Annotated in this window: 22 protein-coding genes; 9 read left to right on the top strand and 13 right to left on the bottom strand. The window is 30.5% G+C overall.

What is annotated here, in order from left to right; genetic code table 11:
- Positions 1-36 precede the first annotated feature (36 nt).
- The gene (locus J3U20_RS00655) at positions 37-1,770 is read right to left on the bottom strand and encodes a LysM peptidoglycan-binding domain-containing protein (protein ID WP_160543210.1); all 1,734 of its coding nucleotides are present in this window, start codon (positions 1,768-1,770) and stop codon (positions 37-39) included.
- A gap of 36 nt (positions 1,771-1,806) precedes the next feature.
- Entirely contained in the window at positions 1,807-3,405 is a 1,599-nt protein-coding gene (gene bshC / locus J3U20_RS00650; RefSeq protein ID WP_160543209.1) for a bacillithiol biosynthesis cysteine-adding enzyme BshC, read from the bottom strand.
- A gap of 514 nt (positions 3,406-3,919) precedes the next feature.
- Between bshC and J3U20_RS00645 the strand changes: the two genes are divergently transcribed.
- The 7 genes from J3U20_RS00645 to J3U20_RS00615 all read left to right on the top strand — a co-directional run bounded on the left by J3U20_RS00645 (position 3,920) and on the right by J3U20_RS00615 (position 10,501).
- Complete coding sequence (locus tag J3U20_RS00645) at positions 3,920-6,154, top strand: type VI secretion system Vgr family protein (protein ID WP_160572917.1); 2,235 nt, start codon at positions 3,920-3,922, stop codon at positions 6,152-6,154.
- Positions 6,155-6,164: 10 nt separating this feature from the next.
- Entirely contained in the window at positions 6,165-6,974 is an 810-nt protein-coding gene (locus J3U20_RS00640; protein WP_160543094.1) for a hypothetical protein, read from the top strand.
- A 5-nt stretch (positions 6,975-6,979) separates the two neighbouring features.
- The gene (locus J3U20_RS00635; RefSeq protein WP_160543095.1) at positions 6,980-8,707 is read left to right on the top strand and encodes a polymorphic toxin-type HINT domain-containing protein; all 1,728 of its coding nucleotides are present in this window, start codon (positions 6,980-6,982) and stop codon (positions 8,705-8,707) included.
- Positions 8,708-8,723: 16 nt separating this feature from the next.
- On the top strand, positions 8,724-9,167 hold the full coding sequence (locus tag J3U20_RS00630; protein WP_160543096.1) for a hypothetical protein: 444 nt from the start codon (positions 8,724-8,726) through the stop codon (positions 9,165-9,167).
- Positions 9,168-9,226: 59 nt separating this feature from the next.
- Positions 9,227-9,442: a hypothetical protein gene (locus tag J3U20_RS00625; RefSeq protein ID WP_160543097.1), complete on the top strand. Its 216-nt coding sequence runs from the start codon at positions 9,227-9,229 to the stop codon at positions 9,440-9,442.
- A 29-nt stretch (positions 9,443-9,471) separates the two neighbouring features.
- On the top strand, positions 9,472-9,630 hold the full coding sequence (locus J3U20_RS00620; RefSeq protein ID WP_160543098.1) for a hypothetical protein: 159 nt from the start codon (positions 9,472-9,474) through the stop codon (positions 9,628-9,630).
- 451 nt (positions 9,631-10,081) lie between these two features.
- A complete protein-coding gene (locus J3U20_RS00615) occupies positions 10,082-10,501 on the top strand; it encodes a hypothetical protein (RefSeq protein WP_160543099.1) in 420 nt (139 codons plus the stop codon).
- A gap of 76 nt (positions 10,502-10,577) precedes the next feature.
- Here the strand turns inward: J3U20_RS00615 and prmC are convergent, their stop codons facing one another.
- The 11 genes from prmC to J3U20_RS00560 all read right to left on the bottom strand — a co-directional run bounded on the left by prmC (position 10,578) and on the right by J3U20_RS00560 (position 23,327).
- The gene (gene prmC, locus J3U20_RS00610; protein WP_160543100.1) at positions 10,578-11,447 is read right to left on the bottom strand and encodes a peptide chain release factor N(5)-glutamine methyltransferase; all 870 of its coding nucleotides are present in this window, start codon (positions 11,445-11,447) and stop codon (positions 10,578-10,580) included.
- 94 nt (positions 11,448-11,541) lie between these two features.
- On the bottom strand, positions 11,542-14,874 hold the full coding sequence (gene secA, locus J3U20_RS00605) for a preprotein translocase subunit SecA (protein WP_160543101.1): 3,333 nt from the start codon (positions 14,872-14,874) through the stop codon (positions 11,542-11,544).
- A gap of 97 nt (positions 14,875-14,971) precedes the next feature.
- Positions 14,972-15,193 carry a DUF2795 domain-containing protein gene (locus J3U20_RS00600; RefSeq protein ID WP_055424695.1) on the bottom strand — a complete coding sequence of 74 codons (222 nt, stop codon included), beginning with the start codon at positions 15,191-15,193 and terminating at the stop codon, positions 14,972-14,974.
- Positions 15,194-15,723: 530 nt separating this feature from the next.
- The gene (locus tag J3U20_RS00595) at positions 15,724-16,305 is read right to left on the bottom strand and encodes a porin family protein (RefSeq protein WP_160543102.1); all 582 of its coding nucleotides are present in this window, start codon (positions 16,303-16,305) and stop codon (positions 15,724-15,726) included.
- A 40-nt stretch (positions 16,306-16,345) separates the two neighbouring features.
- A complete protein-coding gene (sucD, locus tag J3U20_RS00590) occupies positions 16,346-17,218 on the bottom strand; it encodes a succinate--CoA ligase subunit alpha (RefSeq protein ID WP_105297763.1) in 873 nt (290 codons plus the stop codon).
- 35 nt (positions 17,219-17,253) lie between these two features.
- Complete coding sequence (locus tag J3U20_RS00585) at positions 17,254-18,165, bottom strand: UDP-3-O-(3-hydroxymyristoyl)glucosamine N-acyltransferase (protein WP_105297764.1); 912 nt, start codon at positions 18,163-18,165, stop codon at positions 17,254-17,256.
- Between the two features lie 49 nt (positions 18,166-18,214).
- Positions 18,215-18,781 carry an elongation factor P gene (efp, locus tag J3U20_RS00580; RefSeq protein ID WP_105297765.1) on the bottom strand — a complete coding sequence of 189 codons (567 nt, stop codon included), beginning with the start codon at positions 18,779-18,781 and terminating at the stop codon, positions 18,215-18,217.
- Between the two features lie 33 nt (positions 18,782-18,814).
- A complete protein-coding gene (lpxA, locus tag J3U20_RS00575) occupies positions 18,815-19,603 on the bottom strand; it encodes an acyl-ACP--UDP-N-acetylglucosamine O-acyltransferase (RefSeq protein ID WP_105297766.1) in 789 nt (262 codons plus the stop codon).
- A gap of 4 nt (positions 19,604-19,607) precedes the next feature.
- Positions 19,608-21,011 carry a bifunctional UDP-3-O-[3-hydroxymyristoyl] N-acetylglucosamine deacetylase/3-hydroxyacyl-ACP dehydratase gene (locus tag J3U20_RS00570; RefSeq protein WP_160543103.1) on the bottom strand — a complete coding sequence of 468 codons (1,404 nt, stop codon included), beginning with the start codon at positions 21,009-21,011 and terminating at the stop codon, positions 19,608-19,610.
- 25 nt (positions 21,012-21,036) lie between these two features.
- Positions 21,037-22,056, bottom strand: a complete 1,020-nt coding sequence (gene lpxD, locus J3U20_RS00565; protein ID WP_160543104.1) for a UDP-3-O-(3-hydroxymyristoyl)glucosamine N-acyltransferase — start codon at positions 22,054-22,056, stop codon at positions 21,037-21,039.
- 41 nt (positions 22,057-22,097) lie between these two features.
- Entirely contained in the window at positions 22,098-23,327 is a 1,230-nt protein-coding gene (locus J3U20_RS00560; protein WP_160543105.1) for an HD domain-containing protein, read from the bottom strand.
- Positions 23,328-23,384: 57 nt separating this feature from the next.
- On the opposite strand from J3U20_RS00560, the gene J3U20_RS00555 reads away from it, so the two are divergent.
- Both J3U20_RS00555 and J3U20_RS00550 read left to right on the top strand, forming a co-directional pair.
- Positions 23,385-24,929 (top strand): bifunctional response regulator/alkaline phosphatase family protein, encoded by a 1,545-nt coding sequence (locus tag J3U20_RS00555; protein ID WP_160543106.1) that lies wholly within the window; start codon positions 23,385-23,387, stop codon positions 24,927-24,929.
- A gap of 273 nt (positions 24,930-25,202) precedes the next feature.
- Complete coding sequence (locus J3U20_RS00550; RefSeq protein WP_160550036.1) at positions 25,203-25,760, top strand: hypothetical protein; 558 nt, start codon at positions 25,203-25,205, stop codon at positions 25,758-25,760.
- The last annotated feature ends 7 nt before the right edge of the window (positions 25,761-25,767 follow it).

Here is a 25,767-nt window from a genome sequence, read left to right as displayed (position 1 = left end):
TATTTTATTGTTATATGTAATTTTGTTTGTTCTAAGTTATTTTAATAATTGAATAATTCTAGCTTCTTGATTAACCCAAGCTCCATTTTTATTTATTCTTCTAAAAGAATATTTATTGCTGACTTGTTTGCTTTCAGCTTTCATAATTGCGTTTGATAAATTCCCTTTTTCATCAACACGACTTAAAATATCATAGGTTACATCAAAACCGGTAATAGCATATTTATCCGGCATATGACAATATTTTTTCTTATATAAATTCATCATTTTTTGTTCATTAAATCCAAATTCATTTACATAATTTGTGTCTAAATATAACAATCCGAAATTTATAAGTTTTTCTTCATATTTTTTATTATCAAACAAAGAAGAGTAAAATAAAGAAATAGGTTGTATTTGATTGTTTTCAAAACTAGTTATCGTATCCAAATATTTATTTATTACCGGATCTTGATTTGAAATTAATAGGGCATAAATTTTATTATATTCTTCAGTAACTAAATTCTGATCCGGTTTAATATCTTCTGCATTTTTAGTTAAAATTACTTCCGCATTATTTTTTCTATCTTTAATTAATGATTGAATAAATTGAGCCGTTTTAAAATGTTCCTCATCATATACTATATATATTTTCTCGTTGGAATATTTTTTTAACATTTCTTCAGTTACTTTCTCAGCTAATATTTGATCTTTTGTATTGTATAAAATTAAATTTTCGTGTTTATCTAGGTCATCGCTGGAAGAAAATGGAGAAATTATCGGAATTTTTTTAATTTTATCTGCTAGGGTCAATAAGTTCGATTTAAATAAAGGTCCTATTATAAGATTGGTATTCGAAAAATCATAGGTATTTACAATTTCTCTGAATTTATTATCATTACTTGTGTCAAATATCTTTACATGAACTCTTTTTCCTCTATTGGACAAAGAATCCAGTGCAAGTTTAACTCCTGAATAAAATTGAGTAGCTATACGTCTTTCCGCATTAACGGACGATTCTCCGGTATGGAAAGGTAAAAATAAAACCACATTTACTCCGTCTTTTCTAAATTCACTATCGGCTTGACTTGATGATTGATCTTTAGAATCATTCTGTAAATCATTTTCAGGTAATTTATTTTTACTTAAGATATCTGATTCCTTATCATTCTGATTTTCAATATTTTCTTTTTTATTAGTTTCTATTGGATCATCTTTTGCCGAAGTTAACTCTTTTTTATCTTTTATGTTGATTTCTTCTTTTGAATCTGAATTATTTATTTTTAATTCATCCTGATCCTTTTTATCATCACTATAAACATGATTATAAGCATTTGAATTTTCCAATGAGGAATTGGCAGGAATTTTTAGAATTTCACCAATTTTGGGACCGTTCTTATCCATAGACGGATTAAGAGCTATTATGCTTTTAATCGAAGTATGATACTTTTTACTTAATCCGTACAACGTTTGTTTAGGCTCAACGGTAATATAAAAATAATCTAAATTTTTTGAATTTTCTATATTTTGTGTGTTATTAGCAGTGTTGGAAGTTAAATATTCATTCGCTTTAGAAGAAGCTTTTTTATCCGGAATATTAAGTATTTCCCCTATCTGAAGTGTACGGCTGTTTAATTGAGGATTTACTTTTTTTAAATCATCAATGGAAACATTGTATTTTTTACTTAACCCATAAAGCGTTTCTTTCGCCATAACAGTATGTTTTTGCTGTTGCGAAAGCATCAAGGAACTTATAAATAATAATAGCAGCGTATTAAATTGCTTTTTCATTTCTAAATAACTTTGTTGCAAATGTAATTAAATTATTTATTTCCCTTTTTCTAAATTAAATACTGTTACAATATTTTGAAATTCATTGATTTCATTATATATTCGAGCTAAAAATTCAGATCCCATTGTGGCATAATAAAATGAAAAATTGTAGACCCTTTCCTGCCAACTACCTTCAGGAAATAATTCTTCATATAATTTTTCAAAATTGTACACAATTTCTTTATGTTTTAATCTATTTGCTTTATAAAAACGTTTGTTTATTTTTTCCAACCCATTGAGCTGCTTTTTCTTTTGAGCCAAAATCATATTTTTCCAACTAGGATCTGTATTGGCAGATTCTTTCAATAAATCATCGAAAATAACTTTTAAACGACTTTCGTACTTTGCAAAATCAAATATATAGGATGAATTTTGAGTTACTAGGTTATTTATAGTTTGTTCTTTAGGAAGAAATAAATGATTGATATTCAAAGAAAGTCTTTTCATTCTTTTTTCTTGATTGTCATTAATCAATAAAAAGGAATTTCTTGGTACCAATATAGGAAAAGGAATATTTTGTTCAGAAAAATAATCTTTAAGTTCCATCCAATATGCAATTTCTGCATTTCCACCAATATAGGCAACGTTAGGCAATATGACTTCCTGATACACCGGTCTCATCAATGCATTGGGACTGAAATTTTCGGGATGTTTATCTATTTCTTCCAGTATTTCAACTTCACTAAAATTTTTACAGCTTCCTAAAATATAATATTTACCATTGGTTTCATCTATACGGTTTCTTTCTTTATTTTTATGATAAAAAAAATTAATTTTTCTTGGATTTACTTGTATTTTATAATGATTCGATTTTAATTTTTCGATTGTTTTTGAAATGATTCGGAAAGATTTTTTTTCCTTGATATCATCTTTAATAAACGGTATAAACAATTTTTTTAAAGACTCTGTATTACCATCTATAAACAATAGACCATATTCTTTAAACAATTCATGAACTAAAATTCGAGTGGCATCTGAAAGATTATCCGCGGTATAATAGGATTTTTCAATAATCTTTCTTAATTCCTTTCCAAAAGGATAATATTTCAATTCTTCATAAAAATCGGATAGGACAGTTTTTAATCCACCGGTTGAAATTTCACCTACATAATCATGATGTTTCTCATTCCAACTTATAAATTCCCTATTAAAATTAAAATGATTTATTTCCTCAAAATCATGATCTTCCGTAGCCATCCAGAAAATTGGAATAAATTTAAATTCCTCTTGTCTTTCATTCATCGTATCACATAATTTTATTACCTGTAAAATTTTATAGATGAAATACAATGGACCGGTCATTAAATTTAGTTGATGCCCGGTTGTGATAGTTATTGAATTCGCTAAACTAAGATTTTTTAGATTGATTGTTTGCTTTTCAGACAATTGTAAATTTTTTAGCTGTCTTTGCAATTCATCAACTAACTTTTCCCTGTGTTTATAATTGGTAATTTTTTCTCTAGCCTGTAGAAGTAAAGATTCAGGCGATAAATTTCTTCCATAAAGAGATGCTGTTTTTTCCTCCTTAGTTACATAATCTTTAATTAATTGAGAAATTCCGGGAATATCGGCAATGTTAATCTGATTTTTCACAATTCAAATTTACAATAAATTTTTTCAGATAAAAACTACACTTTTGTATCTAAATAGTAATGACAAAGATTTAGTTTTTAACCTTATATACTGTAAATAAAATAATTGTGCCAAATAGTTATAATAACAATAGTAACGTATATTAATTACTAATTTAAAATATTTAATGAAATACAGATTAATTAGTAGAATTAAATCCTATGTTTATGTTGATTTTAAATTAAAGAATCGTATTTACTATTAAAAACTTCATCTCCAATATATTACATTATAAGTTATTATTTCATATATTTAATATTTATAGTATAGATATTAATAAAAAATTCAAAACTCATAAATCTTCTCTATTATTTAATTTTATTAGCTTTTATAGATATATATTTATTATTTTATGTATTTATTTAAGATATTTTTTAATATTTAATTATTAATAAATAAATAAAATCATTATATTTACTCCATATTTTATATAAATATTAGTTTTTATTTTTTAACTTAATTAAATCAAAATCCCATGAATCCTTTGGATAAAAAGAATTCGGTGAATCTTAACACTAAAGATTTGACTAAAAATATAGTTGATTCTTCCGGAATTACCGATAAGGTAAATCAAAAAATTAATTCGTTTACAGCTCCTGTTTCCGATCATTCGGATAAGCTTGATTTGCTTAAAAAAAATATAGTTGCCGGTAGTGATAGATCCATTAAACTTGAAGATGCCATTAAACCTCCCGATTGTTTTAGTGTAACTCCTCCGAATGCTCTGGAAAAGAAAATTAAAGATATGGCTTCTAATTTTTTTGCTAAATATGGAGGGGATTTAGCTTCTCAACTTAAAAATTCTCATATTGTTTATGCAGCTATTTCTATTGATGGTAACGAAGTATTACGAGACAGTCATTTTACTCTTACGCTAAACCAAAAAATGGCGGACCATGACCATTTTGAAATTTCTTGTTATGCAGAGGCTTTCGGTGACAGGGATTCTTATCCGATGACCAATTCTCGTGAGCTTTTAGGTAAGAAAATTTCTATTCAACTCAAACAATACGGACAAACCGCTTATATTTTTTCAGGTATTGTTACCGAACTTTCCAATAAAAAGGTGGATGGTTATAATAAGCTTTTTATCAAGGGCCATGCTCCTACTATTTTATTGGAAAACGGGCTGGATTGCCAAAGTTTTGAAAATCAAAGTTTGGACGCTATCATTCAACAGGCCACTTCGGAATATCAATCGGATTTGCTCAGCTGGGACTTACGTCCTATGTTAAAAGATCCTCTACTTTATACGGTACAATACCGTGAATCGGATTGGGAGTTTATTAAACGTTTGGCCACAAGGTATGGGGAATGGCTCTATTATAACGGGCAACAAATTGTCTTTGGAGGAGCGGGAGGTAAAACCGTGGAATTGGTGGAAGAAAAAGATGTCTACAGTTATGAGCTGAAAATGAGATTAGTTCCTCAAAAATTCAGCTATGTTGGTTATGATGCGAAAAGGGCTCAAAACCATACGGTAGACTCTGACAGCATTCCTCCTAAATGGAGTATTGTTAATCCTTTTCAACAACATGCTATCACTGCTTCGGAAAAAATATACGCTAAGGTGCCTTTATCCTTATACAATCAATCTTTATTGGAAAAAGGTTCTATTGAGGTAACCCAAGCCGTAGAAAGGCAAAAGCTCAGACGTCAGCATGTATTGTTTTTAGAAGCTAAGACCAATAATCCTAATTTAAGGTTGGGAGATATTGTAAAGCTTAAAGGCTGGATGCCTAAAAGCGGACTTTTTAAAGACGGGGAAGTTCCTTTGGAACGATATAAAATTATAGAAATCACGCATTCACAAGACATTACCGAAGGATATTATAATGAATTGGTGGGCGTACCTATGGACAATATGGTTCCCGAATATATGGATGAAGATGCAATTCCTTTGTGTGAAGAGCAATCGGCTACGGTTACGGATAATAACGATCCGGAAGGAATGTCTAGAATTCGGGTACAGTTTCCTTGGCAAAAGCCTTTTAACGGTACGACTCCCTGGATTCGTTCAATTACCCCGTATGCAGGAAAAGGCAAAGGAATGCATGTAGTGCCTGAGATAGGGGAAGAAGTAATCGTAAGTTTTGAGAACGGAAATGCAGAAAAGCCGGTAAGTTTAGGGGCTATGTTTAATGGAGGAGGTAAATCCGGACATGGTGGAGCAGGTAATTATATGAAAGGTTTGCAAACGGCAGCAGGATCTAACCTTACTTTCAATGATAAAGAAGGCTCCATGACTTTGGCTGACCAAGGACCTGCGATGATGAACTTTGATGGAAAAGGGAATGCTACTACAAAAGTAGATATTGATAATATAACAAAAGTTGGCAAAACCAATATTATAGATGTAGGAAATGGACAAACGGCTATTACCATGGATAATAGTGGAAATACCAAACAGGAATCTAAATCAAAACATGAAATCAATGTAGGAGATAAAAATTCTGTTATACAAATGAGTAAAACCGGTGAAGTTTCTTTAAATGCTACAAAAGAATTTAAAATAACAGTTGGTGTTAGTACTGTTTCAATCAAGGCAGACGGTACTATTTCAGTTAATGGAAAATTAATAACATTAAACGCAACTGAACAAACCAATTTAGGTGCAGCAGAACATTTAGTTATTAATAGTAAAAATATCAATATAACCGGCATGTCTTCAACTAATATTCACGGACAAGAAGTTAAAATAAACACATAATTAATGTAATATGGTATTAAATAAAAAATATGTGTATCAACAAACTATTGAAGGAACAACTAAGGCTGTTGAAGTAGAAAGTAAATTTAAAATAAAGATTAAGACAGAAATTACCTTATTAGAACAAAAAAATAATGGAGATAGAAGATATTTTATTAAAGAGTTGGAGTATGAACTTATTCAATATGAAGATGCAATACTCACCGCAATTACTGAAATGACTAATAAGATATGTAGTATATATAAAGAGTTAGATATTACAGTCAATCGTTTTGGAAATATTGAAAAAATTAATAATATATATCATATAAATAAAGAATGGGAAAAAGTTAAGGAATGGCTTATAAACACCCATCCCTTGGAGTCTTATAAAATTATAAGAGGTATTGAGTTCGAATTAAAAGAAGAAAAATTTATGTTTAAAAATATACAATATATTCATTTTATCCACCAATATTTTTTTCTGTTAGGTCGCGCATTGGAGCCTAATTTACACACAATTTTTAAAAAAAATGAGATGGATCAATTCGGTTCAGGTGTAATTATTCCTTTAAAAATAACGTCTATTGGAAAAAATACGGAAAATAATAACTATGAAAAAGTTTTTCATTCAGAAATGGAATTATCTCCGGAAACTATAAAAAGGCTTAAAGAATCTGTTAATGACAAAAGTATGCAGCCCACTTTTTTCTTAAATGGAAAATATTATTACAACGATAAGAGAGAACTTGATTATTCAGGATTCAGTTTAAAGGAAGAATTAGGAAAGAATTATTCTACCCATTCCTATCTAGAAATGAAACTAATTGAAATAATTTAAAAACCATGGATGAAAATGATCAGTATCTCACAGAAAAACATTACTTAGTTTGTAATAAAGGATTAAAGCCTAAAAAGATAAAAGTTACTAGCCATAATACAGTAAAAATTGGAGGTTATTTAGCAGCTACTTCTAAAGATACATTAAAAAGTAACAACTTCACTTGTGTAGGTAAGTATGCTTTTTTAGCGGGTGCTGTTGCAGGTGTTGCTTCTTTGGGAGCGGGAGCCATTGCGGCAGCCTGCGCTTGTATTCCCGGACCCGGGTGGGTAGTAGCAGGTATTATAGCTGTAGCCATAGCAGCCGTTATGCTTAGCGGAAATGCTATATGTACAAGAGCAGCCTCTAGCAGAGTTTGGACTCAAACACTTGAGGTTGAAATAGTTAAAGGCAAGGCTCTAACGCTAAATTCAGTCATGATATGTCCCCAAGAGGGAGGAACAATAACCCCTAAGGAAACTGCTTGGAGTGCATGGGGTTCAGCAACATTAACCAATTTAGGTCATCTAAGTCAATTTGCTTTTGGATTTTTAGCCGGAAGAGGTATAGGAAGTATGGCTATGGGTGCTACATCGGCTGCAAGGGAATCCGGAGCTTTACTTACGAAACAGGGAGTAACTACTTTTGGAAAAGAATTTGGAAAAGACTTTTTACAAACTGCCAAGAAAGATTTGTTTGAACAATTTACTTTTAAGGGATTCGGCAATGCCGGAATCTTTTGTAAAATAGTCAGAGGTTTAGGAATTGGAGGCGCCTACTATCAACAGTATAAAATTTGGAGTAGCGATCAAAGCTTAATGGAAAAAATTCAAGATTGCACATTGAGCTTAATAATGAGTATCTTTGCTGCTAAAGGACTTACTACCGTTTGTTTTCCTGAAGGAACATTGGTACATACCGATAACGGCCTTGCCCATATCGAAGACTTAAAAGTTGAGGATAAAGTATTAACTTTTAATGAGCAAACTCAAGAACAGGAATACAAACCTATTTTAGTTACACACCAGCGGTATACCATGCAAATGTGTGGACTGGAGATTTCTGGGAACGAAATGCTGCGGGTAACACCCGAGCACCGTTTCTACACCAACGGAGAATGGATAGAAGCCCGAGCGCTGCAAGTAGGCGACCTTCTGCAAAATAAACACGGAGACTATATTTCAGTCCTTAATAAAGAAATTTTGCCACATTATGAAAAAGTTTATAATATATCCGTAAAAGATAATGAAAATTATTATGTTACCGAAGAAGGTCTGTTGGTGCATAATAAGTATAAAAATCCTGCAGATACGCCAGAGGGAAAAGCAGAACGTTGGAATGCATATCTAGAAAAAAGATTAGATAGAAAAAAAGGTAAAATAAAGGATTTTAAATCTTGGAGTAATGTTTTTGATGCTAGTATAAAAAACCCAAAAAAGGGAAATGCCGCAGTTAAAAGACATCATGAAAGGAAAGGTTGGGGGGAACGAGAAGTAAATGTAAAAGTAGATTTAAAAGAACAAACAGTTAATAGACGTTTAGATATTGCTCAAGTTCAAAAAAAGAGGGGAGTAGAAGTAAAATCAGGAAATTATTTCTCATTAACAAAATTCATTGCATATGAAATAGAACGGGATGCTAGATTAGTTGAAATAGGGTGGAATATTGAGTGGATAATTGAAGGAAGAGCAAGCAAACCATTATTAGACGCTTTAGAAAAAGCTGGAATAGAAGTTACAATTATTAATAAATAAATTTAAAATTATAATAATGTCATACACTAAAGAAAATTTTCAAGATTGGATATTACTTATTGATACTAAAATGGATTCATTTACCAGTGAATTCGCTCGAGAAAATAATTTAACCCTAAATTATAGTATTAAGTCTTTGGATGAACTCGAAAACTGGATATTAAGTAAATTTCAAAGTATATTTCAGCTAAAATATAAGCCTAAATTATTGGATTTATTAACAATATATATAGGAGAGACTTTTAGGAAACATATAGGTGGTAAATGGTATATTGATTTAAAAGATAAAAAAAATGCCTATTATCAAATGCCTGTATTGACTAGTCCTAATTATAGAGGTGAAGTATATATTGCACCATTAACATTTGCCACAGCTTGTATTGTAAGAAAAAAAGGCAATTACATAAGTACAATATTAAAGAATTGTATGAAAAATATGAATATTCCTATAAATGAATAATTTATAAAAGCCTCTAAAGAGGCTTTTTTATTTGAGTTTTCGAAATAACGAAGACTACTATGTTACCGAAGAAGGAATTTTGGTGTATAATGGGTACAAAAAATGAAACACCAATTAAAGAAAATGAAGTAACAACTTATCAGGATTTTTATGATAAATCTGTTGTAGGGGATAAATTAGAAGTTCATGAAGTTTTGCAAAATGCTTGGCTTAAGTTTAATGGAGCAATTAAAAAACAAGGTTTGCTGAAGATGTTTCAAAAAAGAACCCAGTAATAGCTTTAAATAAAGAGATTCATAAGAAAGTGAATAAAGCTCAAAGAAATTTGGATATAGCAAATCAAACTGCAATTGAAAATATTGAGGCAAATGTTAAAATTCTAGAAGATATAGGAATTTCTAAAAATTCAATTGATGAAATTGCTAAGTTAGCTAAAGAACATGCAAAAATTTTATTTTTTTAATTAAAATAATTTTTAAAATATTATTATATATATTCTTATATTAAAAGTATTTAGTTTATTAAGCAATTTTATAATTAAACTGTGAGGAATAAAAGATTTATTGGTTAAAATCTCTGTATAAACTCAATTTGTATTAATAGAATAGATTTACCTTGATATTTTCAATAATTTTAGTAAAATTATTTATATAATATTAAACAAAGAATTAAGTATAATTCCAAATAAACATGATCAAATGATCACAATTATTTTAAATTTAAAGAAACATTATAATAATAGATAGAATCCAATTAATTTTAATCCATTTTTTAATTTGAATAAATTCACACATTATTAAACATTTATTAATTAAGCATTAATACATATTTATAAAAAATAATAAATATAAATTTTTAAATATATATACTTATATTTCAATTAATATGCTTATATTTATAAAAATATAAAAATTATGGAAGATTCTGATTATACATTGGAGAGAAAAATTAAAATTGGCAAAGAGGAATATACTTGTACTTTTGACTTTGATTTTAGAAGTAATCACTTATTTAAAGATGCAACTAAGGATAAAAATTATTTTGATGATCATTACAGCAATAATTCCGAAACCAGCCATACGCTTTTAAATTTATTTGAATTAACTAAAGCATTTGAAAGTGGAAAAATTACCTTTATACCAAACGTTTATAAAGATAAAAGATTTTCAATTAATATACCTAATTCACATGATTTTATATATACCTATCGCAGGTCTTTAAATGGAAATGAATCCAGTATATGCGCCCGAAACTGTAGCGGAATTAAATTAGAAGGTACGTATGTTACCGATAAAAAATTGAAATTTTCTCGTTTAGGAAGTATTATTCTATAAATAAAGCTTATTTTTTTTCTTAAAATTTAATTTTTTTATTTCTAGAGCAATAATACATTACATAAAAATTACTTGTTTAGGAAGCTATCTCTTTAGCCTTAATCATCCTAAAATTACCGGATATATCTTGTTTTAATTCCACGTAATTAAAGTATTCCAAAAAAAGTTGTCTGGTTTTTTCTCCTAAATTTTGATTAATTTCAACATATATTCTTCCTTGTGGTTTCATGTTTTTTAGAGAAAAATCTATTACACTCCTGTAAAAAACAAATGGATCATTGTCCGGTACAAACAAGGCCTTGGATGGTTCATGATTGACTACCCTACTTTCCATATCTTCTTTTTCATATTCTCTGATATAAGGAGGATTGGATACAATAATATCATACTTTTCAGTATTCTTTATTAGGTGACCCGTATTAAGTAAATCAGCCTGTAAAAAATCTACCTGAACTTGATTACTTTCTGCATTTTTTTTGGCCAAATTTATCGCCTTTTCATCAATTTCAAGAGCAGATACCTTTGCTTTTAAGTTTTTAGCTAATGCAATAGCAATACATCCACTTCCGGAACATAAATCAATGATATTCAACTCCTCGTTTTTATTTTCAAAGTCATTACAAATCCAAGATACCAATTCTTCTGTTTCCGGTCTGGGAATCAACACATGGGGATTTACAGAAATTTTACAGCCGAAAAATTCCGTATAACCTACCACATATTGGTAGGGCATACCGCTAATTAAATGAAATAAGGCTGTTTGAAAAAGTGTAGGCTTTATTTGAGAATCTTCTTGCATTTCATCCAATCCTAATTTTAAGGTAATTTTATCTTTATGCAAATATGTTTCTGCCAACGCATAAAAAATAATATCTATTTCTTTAAGTGTATATTGCGAAGAAAGATTTTTAATAAACTCGTTTCTAATTTCTGCTAATGATTTCATGCTAAATATGCATTTAGGTTTTAATTTTTTTTATAAAAAACCGGAATAATAATTTTTTATTATTCCGGCTCAAATTTCTAATATTTTTTAGAGGTTATTCATCCTCTTGATCAACCAATATCCAACTTCCCTCCTCTATAAGACTTTGCGCTTGTTTAAATTTCAAAGATTTAACTTCTCCGGTTCTCAAGTTACGTACATGTACCATTTCATTTCTTCCGATCTTGTTTACACGTAATGGTTCGGAAACCGGCTTTTCTTGAGTCTGTTTATCATCATTTTCAACAAATTCTCTGCTCTCAACCACTTTTTGTTTTACTTCACGAGCTTGTTCTATTTTTGATTCTTCAGGTTCAGATGGTAAACCTCCTTTGAACAAGAAAGATATAATTTCTTTATTGGTTTTATCTAACATATCCCTAAATAAAGCAAAGGATTCTTGTTTATAAATAACCAATGGGTCTTTTTGTTCGTAAACGGCTGATTGTACAGACTTTCTTAATTCATCCATCTCTCTTAAATGTTCTTTCCAATTTTCATCTATTAATGCTAAAGTAATTCCTTTTTCAAAGTCTTTTAATAAAGCTTTTCCTTCAGAATTGTAAGCATCTTCTAAATTGGTGGTTACATTTAATACTTTTGTGCCGTCAGTAAAAGGAACGGAAATATTTTTAAATGTGTTTCCTCTTGCTAAAAAGACGTTAGATATGATAGGATACAACTGTTGTGCCGTATTTTCTATTTTTTCTTTATAATAAGCTTCTGCTTGTTCAAAAACTTTATCAACAAGTTCTTTTTCAGATAATCTGTTAAACTCTGCCTCATCTACAGGAGTATCCATAGCAAACACTGTTGCTAACTCAAACTCAAAATTTTTATAGTTTTTATCTTGTTTATTGTCTCTTACTAATAATGTAGCAGTGTCATAAATCATGTTAGCGATATCGATACTTAACTTCTCACCAAAAAGAGCATTTTTACGTCTGCTGTAAATTACTTCCCTTTGTTTATTCATTACATCGTCATATTCCAACAATCTTTTACGAATTCCAAAGTTATTTTCTTCAACTTTTTTCTGAGCTCTTTCAATAGAGTTAGTGATCATAGAATGTTGAATTACATCTCCTTCCTTATGCCCTAATCGATCCATCATTTTAGCTATTCGATCAGAACCGAATAAACGCATTAAGTTATCCTCTAGAGAAACATAGAATTGAGAAGATCCCGGATCTCCCTGACGACCGGCACGACCTCTTAACTGTCTGTCTACCCGTCTAGAATCGTGTCTTTCCGTACCTATAATAGCCAACCCTCCTGCAGCTTTAACTTCGTCTGTTAACTTAATGTCAGTACCCCTTCCGGCCATATTGGTAGCAATAGTTACTACACCCGGATTTCCCGCTTCTGCAACAATGTCTGCTTCTTTTTTATGTAATTTTGCATTCAATACATTATGCGGTATTTTTCTTAATTTTAAAGCTTTGCTTAATAATTCGGAAATTTCTACAGAAGTAGTTCCCACCAATACCGGTCTTTTATCTTCTTGAGATAAACGTATCACCTCATTTAAAACGGCATTGAATTTTTCTCTGTTGGTTTTATAAACTAAATCTTGTTGGTCGTTTCTAATTACAGGTTTGTTGGTAGGAATAACCACTACATCTAATTTATATATTTCCCAAAATTCTCCGGCTTCCGTTTCGGCAGTACCGGTCATACCTGCCAATTTATTATACATTCTAAAGTAATTCTGTAAAGTAATTGTAGCAAACGTTTGTGTTGCTGCTTCGACTTTTACATTTTCTTTAGCTTCTAAAGCTTGATGCAATCCATCAGAATAACGACGGCCTTCCATAATACGTCCGGTCTGCTCGTCAACAATTTTAACTTGTCCGTCAATTACAACATATTCTACATCTTTCTCAAACAAAGTATATGCCTTGAGCAATTGACTTAAAGAATGAATACGTTCGGATTTGATGGCAAAGTATCGTAAGAATTCTTCTTTTTCTTTATGTTCTTCTTCTTTGGATAAGTTTTTATTTTCAATATCGGCAAATACAGTTCCTAAATCTTCTAATACAAAAAAGTTAGGATCGGAATTTCCTTTTGACAAAAATTCAATTCCTTTATCGGTAAGTTCCACCTGATTATTTTTTTCATCAATTGAAAAATATAAATCTTTATCTGCCTCAGGCATCATTCGGTTATTATCCGATATAAAATAAGCTTCTGCTTTTAACAAAATAGCTTTGTTCCCTTCTTCTGAAAGGTATTTAATTAAAGGCTTATGTTTAGGTAATCCTCTATATACTTGATATAATTTATAACCTCCTTCTTTTTTATCTCCTGAAGCTATTAATTGTTTTGCTTCCTGAAATAATTTTGAAATTTCATTTTTTTGAGCCGTAAAAATGGTTTCAACAACCGGTTTTAATTCCTGATATTCTTGTTTATCTCCTTGAGGTACCGGTCCGGAGATAATCAATGGCGTACGTGCATCATCTACTAGAACGGAATCTACCTCATCGACAATGGCATAATTAAGTTCTCTTTGAACTAAGTCATTTGGAGAATTTGCCATATTGTCACGTAAATAATCGAATCCAAATTCATTATTAGTTCCGTAAGTAATATCAGCAAGATAAGCTTGTCTTCGAGATTCCGAATTGGGTTGATGGTTATCAATACAATCTACTTTTAATCCATGGAATTCAAACAAAGGAGCCATCCATGCGGAGTCCCGTTTTGCTAAATAATCATTAACTGTTACTACATGAACTCCACGTCCCGGTAGAGCATTCAAATACATAGGAAGTGTTCCTACTAACGTTTTTCCCTCACCGGTTGCCATTTCAGCAATTTTTCCTTGATGTAATACCGTTCCCCCTATATACTGAACATCATAATGAATCATGTCCCATTTTACTTCTTTACCCGCCGCATTCCAATAATTTCTCCATACGGCTTTATCTCCTTCAATGGTAACATACTCTTTAGTTAATGCCAATGTTTTATCAAAATCGGTGGCTGTAACGGTAATAGTGTTGTTTTCAGCAAATCGACGGGCTGTTTCTTTAATTAAAGCATACGCTTGAGGAAGTATTTCTTCCAATATTCTTTCTTCAACTTCGTAGGATTCCTTCTCAAATTTCTCAATCTCGCTGTATAATCGCTCTTTTTCGTCTATATTATCAACATTTTGAGTTTGTTCTTTTAATTCTGCAATTTTATTTTTAAGATCAAAAGTTGCTTGAGATATTTTTTCTTTAAACTCAATGGTTTTAAATCTTAGATCATCAAAAGATAAAGAAGAAATACTTTCTTCTTCCTTTTTAATTTTGTCCAGATATTTATTTAATTGTGCAAGATCTTTTTTATGTTTATCCCCAATAAATAATTTGAGGACTGAATTTAATATATTCATTATATGTAATTAATTTGTACGTACAAATGTACTAAAAAAAAGCTTTTTTAGTATGAACTATGAAAAGTAAAGCCCTAAACGAGCTAGGGCTTATAAATTAGTATTCATCTTCGTTCCAGAGGAAATCATCATCAGTCGGATAATCCGCCCATATTTCTTCAATGCTATCGTAAATCTCGCCCTCATCTTCAATTGCCTGTAGATTTTCAACTACTTCCAAAGGGGCGCCGGTTCTGATGGCATAATCAATTAATTCATCTTTTGTGGCGGGCCACGGCGCATCACTTAAATAAGACGCTAATTCTAAGGTCCAATACATAAGGTAAAATTTATATTATGATTAATTTTTCCTTCCACACATCAAACTTCAAGCCAAATTTTTTAATCCCATTTTTTATTTCTATTTAATACAAATAGTTTCAATTTTTAATCTAATTATTATAGTATTTGAGATAATTTGTTCACTTAGTTTATTGGATTATAATCGTCAATAATTTTTATCAAGTTGACTATTATATAGGTCAGACAATATATAAAAGTGATAATTATTGTATTTAAAATATAAATTATTGAACTGTTATAAATAAAAATATTAATATTATTTTTATAAAAAGTATCCTTTAGTTTAAATAATACATATTTTAAAAGTAAATGTTGCAATTTAAAAAAAATAATAGCCGAAAATTTTCTGTCAAAAATGTCATATGTTATAACTGACAATTTTTCATAGATAAAGCTTAAAGCTGTCGGTATTTTAGATCAAATATTTAAAAAACACAGAGAGTTATAAGCATAAAAAAATGGGATTAAACAAAATTAATCCCATGAATATATTTTATTTATATTTCGTTAATCAAAAATATAGGCAAAACCTAAAGCAATTACTGATGTATTTTGTTTTTGGTAAAATTTATCATAAATATCCATAAAACCATAATTATAACGAACGAAAATTTCTGATTTTCTAACAATACTATATCCTAACCCTACTGATATGGATGTATCAAGATTCTTAGGATTGGATCCGTATCGCTTTTTTTCTAAGTCTTTATCTTTTTGGGATATTAATATTCCTAATTGAGGTCCAACTTCTGCAAAAAATTCGCTTTCGGATTCTGATAAATACGCCCTAAAATAAATCGGTATGTTTATATAATTTTGAAAAAATTTAGCTTTCGTTTGATTTCCTGACATCTTAACCTTATCTTTTTCCCCTTGCATGGAATATGATATCTCAGGCTGTATAATAAACCGATTATAATAGTCTAATTGAATTTGAGCTAAAACACCGATAGATGCTGCATTTCTACTGCTGGATTCTTTATGTATATTGGAAACACTTGTATTTTGAAGTGTTCCTCTTACACCAAATCTTACTTGCGAATAAGACAAAATCGGAATTAATAATAATAAAAGAACGCTTTTTTTCATAAATATATAATTTTTTGGTTTGTTGCTGTGCAAAAAATACCTAAACGAATATTTTGCCAACCGTTTTTCCTATATCTGCAGGAGAGTTGACAACGTGAATACCGCATTCAGCCATAATTTTCATTTTTGATTGTGCTGTATCATTTTCTCCTCCAACAATAGCCCCGGCATGACCCATAGTTCTTCCTTTAGGAGCAGTAATTCCTGCAATAAATCCGACAATAGGCTTGGTTATATTATTTGATTTATACCATAATGCCGCATCTACTTCCAGTTGACCTCCAATTTCCCCTATCATAACTATACATTCTGTATCTTTATCTTCGATAAGTAGTTGCAAGGCATCTTTAATAGATGTTCCTACGATAGGATCTCCACCAATTCCAATTGCGGTTGAAATGCCATACCCGGCTTTAACCACTTGGTCAGCAGCTTCATAGGTTAGCGTACCTGATTTAGAAACTATACCGACTTTTCCTTTTTTAAAAATAAAACCGGGCATGATTCCAACTTTTGCCTCTTCCGCTGAAATAATTCCCGGACAATTGGGGCCTATTAATGTGCAATCGTACGATTTAAGATAATTTTTAACTTGAACCATGTCTTCAACGGGAATACCTTCTGTAATACATATAATAACTTTTATTCCGGCTTGTGCTGCTTCCATTATCGAATCTGAAGCAAACGCAGGGGGAACAAATATGATGGAGGTATTAGCCCCTGTTTGGTCGATGGCTTCCTTAACTGTATTGAAAACAGGTCTATCCAAATGGGTAGTTCCTCCTTTTCCCGGAGTTACTCCTCCAACCACTTGGGTTCCGTATTCAATCATTTGTTCTGCATGAAAAGAACCTTCTTTACCTGTAAATCCTTGAACAATTACTTTGGAATTTTTATCAACCAAAACAGACATATCTATAATTTAAAGATGAATAATTAATTCAATTTTTATTTGGCTAATCTTTTGAGTGTAGCCATTTCTTTTAATTTCTTTTTAGCTTCTTCGGCAGGATAACCAAAATAAGTTTTTCCTGCTTCCAAATTTTTAGAAACTCCCGATTGTGCCAATATCACAGCTTTTTCTCCCACGGTAAGTGATGAGGCAAATCCTGCTTGTCCCCATATGCTCACTTCATCTTGAATATTACAACAACCGGCAATACCTACTTGAGATGCTATTAAACATTTTCTTCCAATAACGGTATCATGTCCCACTTGTATAAGATTATCCAATTTTGAACCTTCACCGATAATGGTAGAAGCTGTAACCCCTCGGTCGATGGTACAATTCGAACCAATTTCAACATTATCTTCTATTATAACATTACCTACAGATTTCAATCGATCATAATAACTTCCGCGGTTTTTATAATAAAAGCCATCACCTCCAAGTACCGTTCCTGATTGTATAACGACATTATTACCTATTTCAGTATAATCATGTATGGTAACATTTGGAAAAATTACACAATCATTGCCAATTTTTACATGTTTACCAATGTAAACTCCCGGTTGTATAACGGTGTTTGTACCAATTTGAACGTCATCGGAAATTAACTTATTTTGAGGCGTAAATTTTACAAAATAATCATTGATTTTATTAAAATCTCTGAAAGGATCATCAGATAAAAGGAGTGCTTTATTTTTCGGACATTCAACCTTTTTATTAATCAAAATTACACTTGCTTCGCTGCGTAATGCTTTGTCATAATATTTGGGATGGTCTACAAAAACTATTTCTCCTTCTTTTACGCGGTGAATTTCGTTAGTTCCATAAATTGGAAAGTCATCTTTTCCAATATATTCACATCCTATAATTGATGCAATGTTTTTTAGTGTAAATGATTTTGGAAATTTCATGATATTAAATAAAAATGATAGGTAAATATACGAATATATTTAATCTTTTCTAATCTTTTACTCTTTCGATATAAGAGCCGTCATCTGTATTAATTTTTATTTTTTCACCGGCCTCAATAAATAGGGGCACTAAAACCTTAGCTCCGGTTTCAATGATTGCATTTTTAAGCGCATTGGTAGCTGTATTTCCTTTAACGCCGGGTTCTGCTTCTATTACTTCCATGATAACACTTGCCGGTAATTCAGCTGACAATGGTGTTTCATCTTCTTCTTTCAGGATAATCATAACCTCCTCTCCTGCTTTCATAAATTGAGCGTTTTCAATCAAATTTTTATCTATATAAATTTGAGAAAAATCGTCGTTGTTCATGAAATGAAAACCATGATCGTCATCATATAAATATTGATATTTGCGAGTAATAACTTTTACATCTTCTATTTTACTACCTGCTGAAAAGGTATTATCAACAACTTTTCCTGATGTTAAAGATTTTAATTTAGTTCTTACAAAAGCAGGGCCTTTACCCGGTTTAACATGTAAAAACTCAATTACTTTATAGATGTCATCATTAAAATTGATACAAAGTCCCTTTTTTATATCTCCCATTCCAGCCATATGTATATAATTTAAATTTTTTTACTACTATTTTTATAATCCTTGAGCGTTAAATCCTCTCATTACACCTCTCATACTTGATTGTATAAATTGGATGATTTCATCTCTTTCGGGGGTGGCCTCAAATTCAGCTTCTACTACTGATAAGGCCTGTGTGATATTCAATTTATTCTGAAAAATAACTCGATATATGTTTTGTATTTCCGCAATTTTATCGGAACTGAAACCTCTTCTTCTTAGTCCTACAGAATTAATACCAACATAGGACAATGGATCCCTGGCTACTTTTACAAAAGGAGGAATATCTTTCCTTACAAGTGATCCTCCGGTTACAAATGCATGATTACCGATGGAACAGAATTGATGTACGGCTGTCATTCCTGCCATAACAACGTAATCTCCTACAGTTATGTGTCCTGCCAAGGTGGTATTATTAGAGAATATACAGTTATTCCCAACTTCGCAATCATGGGCGATATGGGAATAAGCCATTATCAAACAATTTTCACCTATAACTGTTTTCATTTTATCTGAAGTACCTCTACTTACAGTAACGCATTCTCTCAGTACAGTATTATCTCCTATAATCGTTAAAGATTTTTCACCTTTATATTTTAAATCTTGAGGTTCTGCTGAAATTACTGCTCCGGGAAATATTTTACAATTTTTTCCAATTCTAGCTCCCTCCATAATAATGACATTAGAGCCTATCCATGTTCCTTCTCCAATTTCAACATCTTTATAAATAGATGAAAATGGTTCAATAACAACATTCTTTGCAATTTTTGCATCGGAATGTACAAAAGCTAATGGTTGAATCATTTTTCTACTCCTTCTCTTCTTTGGTTTTCGCTACTTGAGCCATCATTTCTGCTTCAACAACCATATGTCCATTACAGTATCCATATCCTTGCATATGTACAATTCCTCTTCGTATAGGTTCTAATAAGTCAATTTTAAAAATTAAGGTATCTCCGGGTATCACCTTTCTTTTGTGCTTCACATTATCTAATTTAATCAAGTAGGTAGAGTAATTTTGAGGATCATCTACATTTTCCAGCACAAAAATACCTCCTGTTTGAGCCATAGCTTCAATTTGTAATACTCCCGGCATAACAGGTTCATTAGGAAAGTGACCTACAAAAAAAGGTTCATTGATAGTTACGTTTTTAACTCCGATTATATGTTTATCATCAACTTCCATTATTTTATCCACCAATAAAAAAGGAGGACGATGGGGAAGCATTCTCATGATATCTTTTATATCGTATACCGGTTCTTTTTGCAAATCAATTTCCGGTATATTTTTTCTTTTAAATAATTTATATAATTTATTTAATTTTTTTGCGAACTGTGTATTGCAATGGTGTCCGGGCTTGGTAGCTATGATTTTAGCTTTTAATCGAACCCCTACTAAGGTTAAATCACCAATGACATCTAATAATTTATGTCTGGCTGCTTCATTAGGATAGTATAAGGTCACGTTATCTAATATTCCGTTAGGTCTTACACTAACTTCCGGTTGATTAAATACAACTTTTAGTTTATCCAGGGTATCCGGGGAAAGTTCTTTATCTACATAAACAATGGCATTATTAATATCTCCGCCTTTTATTAATCCGGAGTCTAATAAAGTTTCCAGTTCATGAAGAAAACTGAAGGTCCTGGCATTGGCAAAATCAGATTTAAAATCTTGAATACTTTTCATGGTAGCATTTTGTGTCCCCAATACTTTCGTACCAAAATCAACCATAGTTGCTACTTCAAAGTGATCGGAAGGTATTGCAGTAATCTCTGAACCTGTTTCCGGATCTGTGTAAGAAATTATTTCTTTTATTGTGAAGTATTCTCTGTTTGCTTCTTGTTCAACTACACCCGCTTTTTCAATAGCTTCTACAAAAAATTTAGATGAGCCATCCATAATGGGAGGTTCTGAACTATCCATCTCAATGTATGCATTGTCCAAATCCATTCCGGTTAATGCAGCTAATACATGTTCACAAGTATGTATTTTTACTCCTTTTTTTTCTAAAACGGTACCTCTTTCAGTAGAAGTCACATAGGTTGCATCAGCTTCAATAGTAGGTTGCCCTTCCAAATCCACCCTAACAAAAATAAATCCTGTGTTTACAGGTGCAGGTTTAATTGTCATGACAACTTCTTTACCTGTATGCAAACCTTTTCCTTTTAATGTAAACTCCTGTTTAAGTGTCTTTTGCTTATCTGACATTTTATATAAATTACTAGTTAAAGATTTACTTTTTACCTTTTTCTAACTTCTCTAATCTATTGACTATTTCAGGAAGTTTTTTAAAGTATATAAAACTTTTTTGATATTTTAAATATTGTATTGCAGGAGAACCGAATAGTCTTTGGTCATCTTCTACATCATTAGTTATCCCGCTTTGTGCTTGAACTATAACTCTATTTCCAACATTTAGATGTCCGGAAATTCCCACCTGTCCACCGATCATACTCCATTTTCCTAATTTTGAAGAACCTGCTATACCTGCTTGAGCTGCTATAACTGTATGTTCTCCAATTACTACATTATGTGCTACTTGTATTAAATTATCTAATTTAACTCCTTTTTTGATAATTGTTGATCCTATGGTGGCTCGGTCAATAGAACAATTCGATCCTACTTCTACATTATCTTCAATAATAACATTACCTAATTGAGGTACTTTTTCGTATCCTTCGCTTGTTGGCTGAAATCCAAAACCGTCTCCTCCTATTATAGTTCCTGCATGAATTGAACAATTATTACCTATTACACAATCATCATAAATTTTAACTCCGGGACCTAAGTAACAATTATCTCCAATACTAACATTTTCACCTATAAATACATGAGGGTAAATTTTAGTATTGTTACCTATTTTTACATGATTTGATATATAAGCAAATGCCCCTACATAAACATCTTCCGATAAAGTTGCAGATTGAGATATAAATACAGGACTTTCAATACCCTGTTTTTTTATTTTCATCTCATTATAAATAGTCAATAATTTATTGAAAGCTGAATATGCATTTTCCACAACAATAATAGTTGGTAAATTGGAAATGTCCTTCGGTAATAGTTCTTTTGATATAATAACAATAGAAGCTTTGGTATCTTTTAAATATTCCTGATATTTTTCTCCTCCTAAAAAGGTTATGGTACCGGGCTTACCATCTTCTATTTTAGATATATAAGATACTTTTTCCTGGGGGTTACCTTTTATAACCCCATTTACTAAATTTGCTACTTGTTCAGCGCTAAATTCCATGATTGGCAAATGTAAACATTTTATTATGATTATAAAAATCTTTATTTAACACCACTAATTTCTCTGGGTATACATAAATGATAACGAGTTATTTTCTTTCTTAAATCTTTAACTAAGACTTGATTATCTGCTTTTTGTAATTCCAAAATTTCCCCATTTTTTAAAAGTAATTTGATCGGGTCTTTGGTATCGTTGTAAGCTAATACACTTAATTCTTTTTGGTGTACAAAATACCCTGCATCTTCTATGGAATATAATTTTTTAACTTCATTTTTTATTTGTTCTACTTTTTCATTTGAAATAGGTTCTGAAATTATAAGTGATGAGGGTAATTTTCTTTGAATAATGAATTGACTTAATAAACTCAATGTTTTGTCTTCATGAGACTGCCATAATTTCAAAGCTGAAATTACATCAGAATCATCAAGCTGAGCGAATTTCTCCAAATCCATTTTGTTAATTTCAATAAAGTCAGATTTTTCCAAAAAATATTGTAACACATCGGAAGATGGAACATTTTTACCTTTTTTTACCAATTGTTTGGCTCTTTTTAAAGCTTCAATTAAATAAATTTCGGCAGTTACCGATGTTTTATGGAAATATACCTGCCAATACATAAACATTCTTGATGTCAAGTATTTCTCTATTGAATAGATTCCTTTACCATCAATTACCAACTCATCATTAACTACATTCATCATAGTTATAATCCTTTCTGAATTTACATTACCTTCAGAAACTCCGGTGAAGAAACTATCTCTTTTTAGATAATCCAATCGATCTAAATCTATTTGACTTGAAATTAATTGATGGAAAAATTTACGAGGATATTTATTTAAAAAAATATCAATTGCTAATGATAATTCATTATTAAATTCCTCATTTAATAATTTCATAAAAGTGATTGAAAGTTTTTCGTGATGTATTCCTTCCAATAATGTTGATTCTAGTGCATGAGAAAAGGGTCCATGTCCTATGTCATGTAATAATATAGCTATTAAAGAGGCTCTTTCTTCTTCTTTAGAAATTTTAACGCCTTTATCTTTAAGGACTTTATGGGTAATTTGCATTAAATTGATACACCCTAAGGCATGTAGGAATCTCGAATGTGTAGAACCGGGATAAACATAATAGCTTAAGCCTGTTTGAGATATCCGTCGTAACCTCTGAAAATAGGGATGCTCAATGATATCAAATAGTAAATCATCGGATATGGAAACAAATCCTAATACCGGATCATTAAAAATTTTCCTCTTATTTATTTTTTCCAATAGGCATATTTTTTGTACATTAATGCAAAATTAATGTAAATAAATAACTATATAGGCATGGGTAAAAAAATATTATGGATTGATGACGAAATAGAACTATTGGAACCTCATATAATTTTTTTAAAAAACAAAGGATATGAGGTTATTTATGTCAACAATGCAGCTGAGGCCTTAGAACTGATTCCCATAAACAATTTTGACGCAGTTCTGCTTGATGAAAATATGCCCGGTATTGGCGGTTTAGAAGCTCTACAAAAGATTAAGGAAATAAAATCGAATTTACCAGTAATTATGGTAACGAAAAATGAAGCTGAAGATATTATGGAAGAAGCCATTGGCGAAAAAATCACAGATTATATCCTTAAGCCTGTTAATCCCAATCAAGTATTGATAAGTTTAAAGAAAATACTTAAAAGCGATGAGATAATCGAGAAAAAAACGGTTCAAAATTATCAACAAGAATTTCGAAAGATTTCAATGGACTTAATGTATGCTCAATCGTATGAAGATTGGATACAACTTTATTTAAAACTTATTCAATGGGATATTAGTTTTGATAAACTTTCCGATGTTGAAATGAGTGCTATTTTAAGTAATCAAAAGGATGAAGCAAATAGTTTGTTTGCAAAGTTTATAGAAAATAATTATCATGACTGGTTGCATTCTGAACAAAAACCGATCATGTCTCATACTGCATTTAATGATGTCGTTAGACCGGTTATTAACAAACATAAAAAGGTTTTGCTTTTAATGATCGATAATTTGCGTTATGATCAATGGAAAATTATTGAACCTTTATTTTCTAAATATTTTAATTCTGTAACTGAGAAATCCTATTTCAGCATTCTTCCTTCAGCTACTCAATATGCAAGAAATTCTTTTTTTGCCGGTTTATTACCTTTAGAGATTGAAAAAAAATTTCCTCAATATTGGATAGGCGAGAATGATGAAGAACATAAAAATCAATATGAGAGTGAATTATTAACTGCTCAGCTTCAGCGTTTAGGTCTAAAAAATATCAGAAATAAATATTTTAAAATTTTAAATGCTGAATTTGAGAAAAAAATTTCTGATGAATTTAAACATCACAGCAGTAATGCAGATTTTATCACTATCGTTTATAACTTTATAGATATTCTTTCTCACGCGAAAACCAACAATAATATTGTCAATGAATTAATCAGGGATGACAAAACGTTCCGATCTTTAACTTATACCTGGTTTGAAAATTCAAGTTTATTAAAAATTATTCAATCCGCCGCTGAGGAAGGATTTAAATTGATCATTACAACCGATCATGGGACCATTTATGTAAAAAAACCTAGTAAAGTAATCGGCGATAAAGAATCATCCACCAATCTTAGGTATAAATTAGGAAAAAACCTACAATACGATGAAAAAGATGTATTTGCCGTGAGTGATCCGGAGGATTATTTTTTACCAAAAGTTAACTTAAACTCAAAATATATTTTTGCTAAAGAAAACAAATTTTTTGCTTATCCAAAAAATTATAATCATTATGTTAATTACTATAAAGATACTTACCAGCATGGTGGGATTTCACTTGAGGAAATGATTATTCCCATAGCTGTTTTGGAGTAAACAATTATAATATCTCATCTAAACGCTGTTGCTTGAACTAACAACATTTAACATACGAACAATATATTTAATTATTTATGATAAACTTGTAAGCATTATCTTTTATTCTTCATTTTAATGTTTGATTCTACATAATTATATATTTAAATATTGTATTTTATATTATTGGTTTTCGTATATTAAATTTTGTGAGATTATGTTATATTAAATGTTTGAACTATTCTTTTTAAGATAATAGACGGAGATTTGTATATTTACCAAAATTATATTTATATGAAGTTAAAACAATCCCTTATTTTTATATTTATTTTAACTATACTTATAAGTTGTAGAACATCCGATAAAATGATTGTTAATAAAAAGCTAACCGATCCGGAAGGAGAAACCATTTTATTTGGTCAAATAACTAGAGATGCCTTGAAACAATCTGATTTTAATTCATGGTATACAGACGAATATAATTCCTATGTTCCTGATCGTAATGTTATAAATAAAATAAAAAATAAATTAAAAATATATAAAATTGAAATATATTTTGGAACTTGGTGCAGCGACACTCATGAGCAACTTCCTCGATTTTTAAAAATCCTGGATGTAACCAATTATCCTCAAAGAAAATTAAAACTTTATGCTTTAAATCGTAAAAAAGAGAGTTTGTATGGCGAACAAAATCAAAAGAATATAGTTAGTATACCAACTTTTATACTCTATAAAGCCAATCATAACCCGAAACGCAGCGATATAGAAATTGGCAGAATAGTTGAATCTCCAAAAGAATCCCTGGAATTAGATTTATACAAAATTCTTACAGGAAAAGAATTTAAACAATAGTATATTA

Source organism: Apibacter sp. B3919, from assembly GCF_026537405.1.
Classification (GTDB): Bacteria; Bacteroidota; Bacteroidia; order Flavobacteriales; family Weeksellaceae; genus Apibacter.
Note: the sequence above shows the minus strand (reverse complement) of the source record. Positions and strands in the feature narration are given on the sequence as shown.

What these genes read in the sequence shown, in the direction of transcription:
- J3U20_RS00550 (WP_160550036.1), top strand. Translation starts at nt 25,203, where the DNA reads ATGAAGTTAAAACAATCCCTTATTTTTATATTTATTTTAACTATACTT.
- prmC (WP_160543100.1), bottom strand. Translation starts at nt 11,447, where the DNA reads ATGAAATCATTAGCAGAAATTAGAAACGAGTTTATTAAAAATCTTTCT.
- secA (WP_160543101.1), bottom strand. Translation starts at nt 14,874, where the DNA reads ATGAATATATTAAATTCAGTCCTCAAATTATTTATTGGGGATAAACAT.
- lpxD (WP_160543104.1), bottom strand. Translation starts at nt 22,056, where the DNA reads ATGGAATTTAGCGCTGAACAAGTAGCAAATTTAGTAAATGGGGTTATA.
- J3U20_RS00585 (WP_105297764.1), bottom strand. Translation starts at nt 18,165, where the DNA reads ATGAAATTTCCAAAATCATTTACACTAAAAAACATTGCATCAATTATA.
- J3U20_RS00645 (WP_160572917.1), top strand. Translation starts at nt 3,920, where the DNA reads ATGAATCCTTTGGATAAAAAGAATTCGGTGAATCTTAACACTAAAGAT.
- J3U20_RS00595 (WP_160543102.1), bottom strand. Translation starts at nt 16,305, where the DNA reads ATGAAAAAAAGCGTTCTTTTATTATTATTAATTCCGATTTTGTCTTAT.
- J3U20_RS00555 (WP_160543106.1), top strand. Translation starts at nt 23,385, where the DNA reads ATGGGTAAAAAAATATTATGGATTGATGACGAAATAGAACTATTGGAA.
- J3U20_RS00615 (WP_160543099.1), top strand. Translation starts at nt 10,082, where the DNA reads ATGGAAGATTCTGATTATACATTGGAGAGAAAAATTAAAATTGGCAAA.
- J3U20_RS00655 (WP_160543210.1), bottom strand. Translation starts at nt 1,770, where the DNA reads ATGAAAAAGCAATTTAATACGCTGCTATTATTATTTATAAGTTCCTTG.
- J3U20_RS00625 (WP_160543097.1), top strand. Translation starts at nt 9,227, where the DNA reads ATGTTACCGAAGAAGGAATTTTGGTGTATAATGGGTACAAAAAATGAA.
- J3U20_RS00600 (WP_055424695.1), bottom strand. Translation starts at nt 15,193, where the DNA reads ATGTATTGGACCTTAGAATTAGCGTCTTATTTAAGTGATGCGCCGTGG.
- lpxA (WP_105297766.1), bottom strand. Translation starts at nt 19,603, where the DNA reads ATGATTCAACCATTAGCTTTTGTACATTCCGATGCAAAAATTGCAAAG.
- J3U20_RS00640 (WP_160543094.1), top strand. Translation starts at nt 6,165, where the DNA reads ATGGTATTAAATAAAAAATATGTGTATCAACAAACTATTGAAGGAACA.
- efp (WP_105297765.1), bottom strand. Translation starts at nt 18,781, where the DNA reads ATGGCTGGAATGGGAGATATAAAAAAGGGACTTTGTATCAATTTTAAT.
- sucD (WP_105297763.1), bottom strand. Translation starts at nt 17,218, where the DNA reads ATGTCTGTTTTGGTTGATAAAAATTCCAAAGTAATTGTTCAAGGATTT.
- J3U20_RS00635 (WP_160543095.1), top strand. Translation starts at nt 6,980, where the DNA reads ATGGATGAAAATGATCAGTATCTCACAGAAAAACATTACTTAGTTTGT.
- J3U20_RS00570 (WP_160543103.1), bottom strand. Translation starts at nt 21,011, where the DNA reads ATGTCAGATAAGCAAAAGACACTTAAACAGGAGTTTACATTAAAAGGA.
- J3U20_RS00630 (WP_160543096.1), top strand. Translation starts at nt 8,724, where the DNA reads ATGTCATACACTAAAGAAAATTTTCAAGATTGGATATTACTTATTGAT.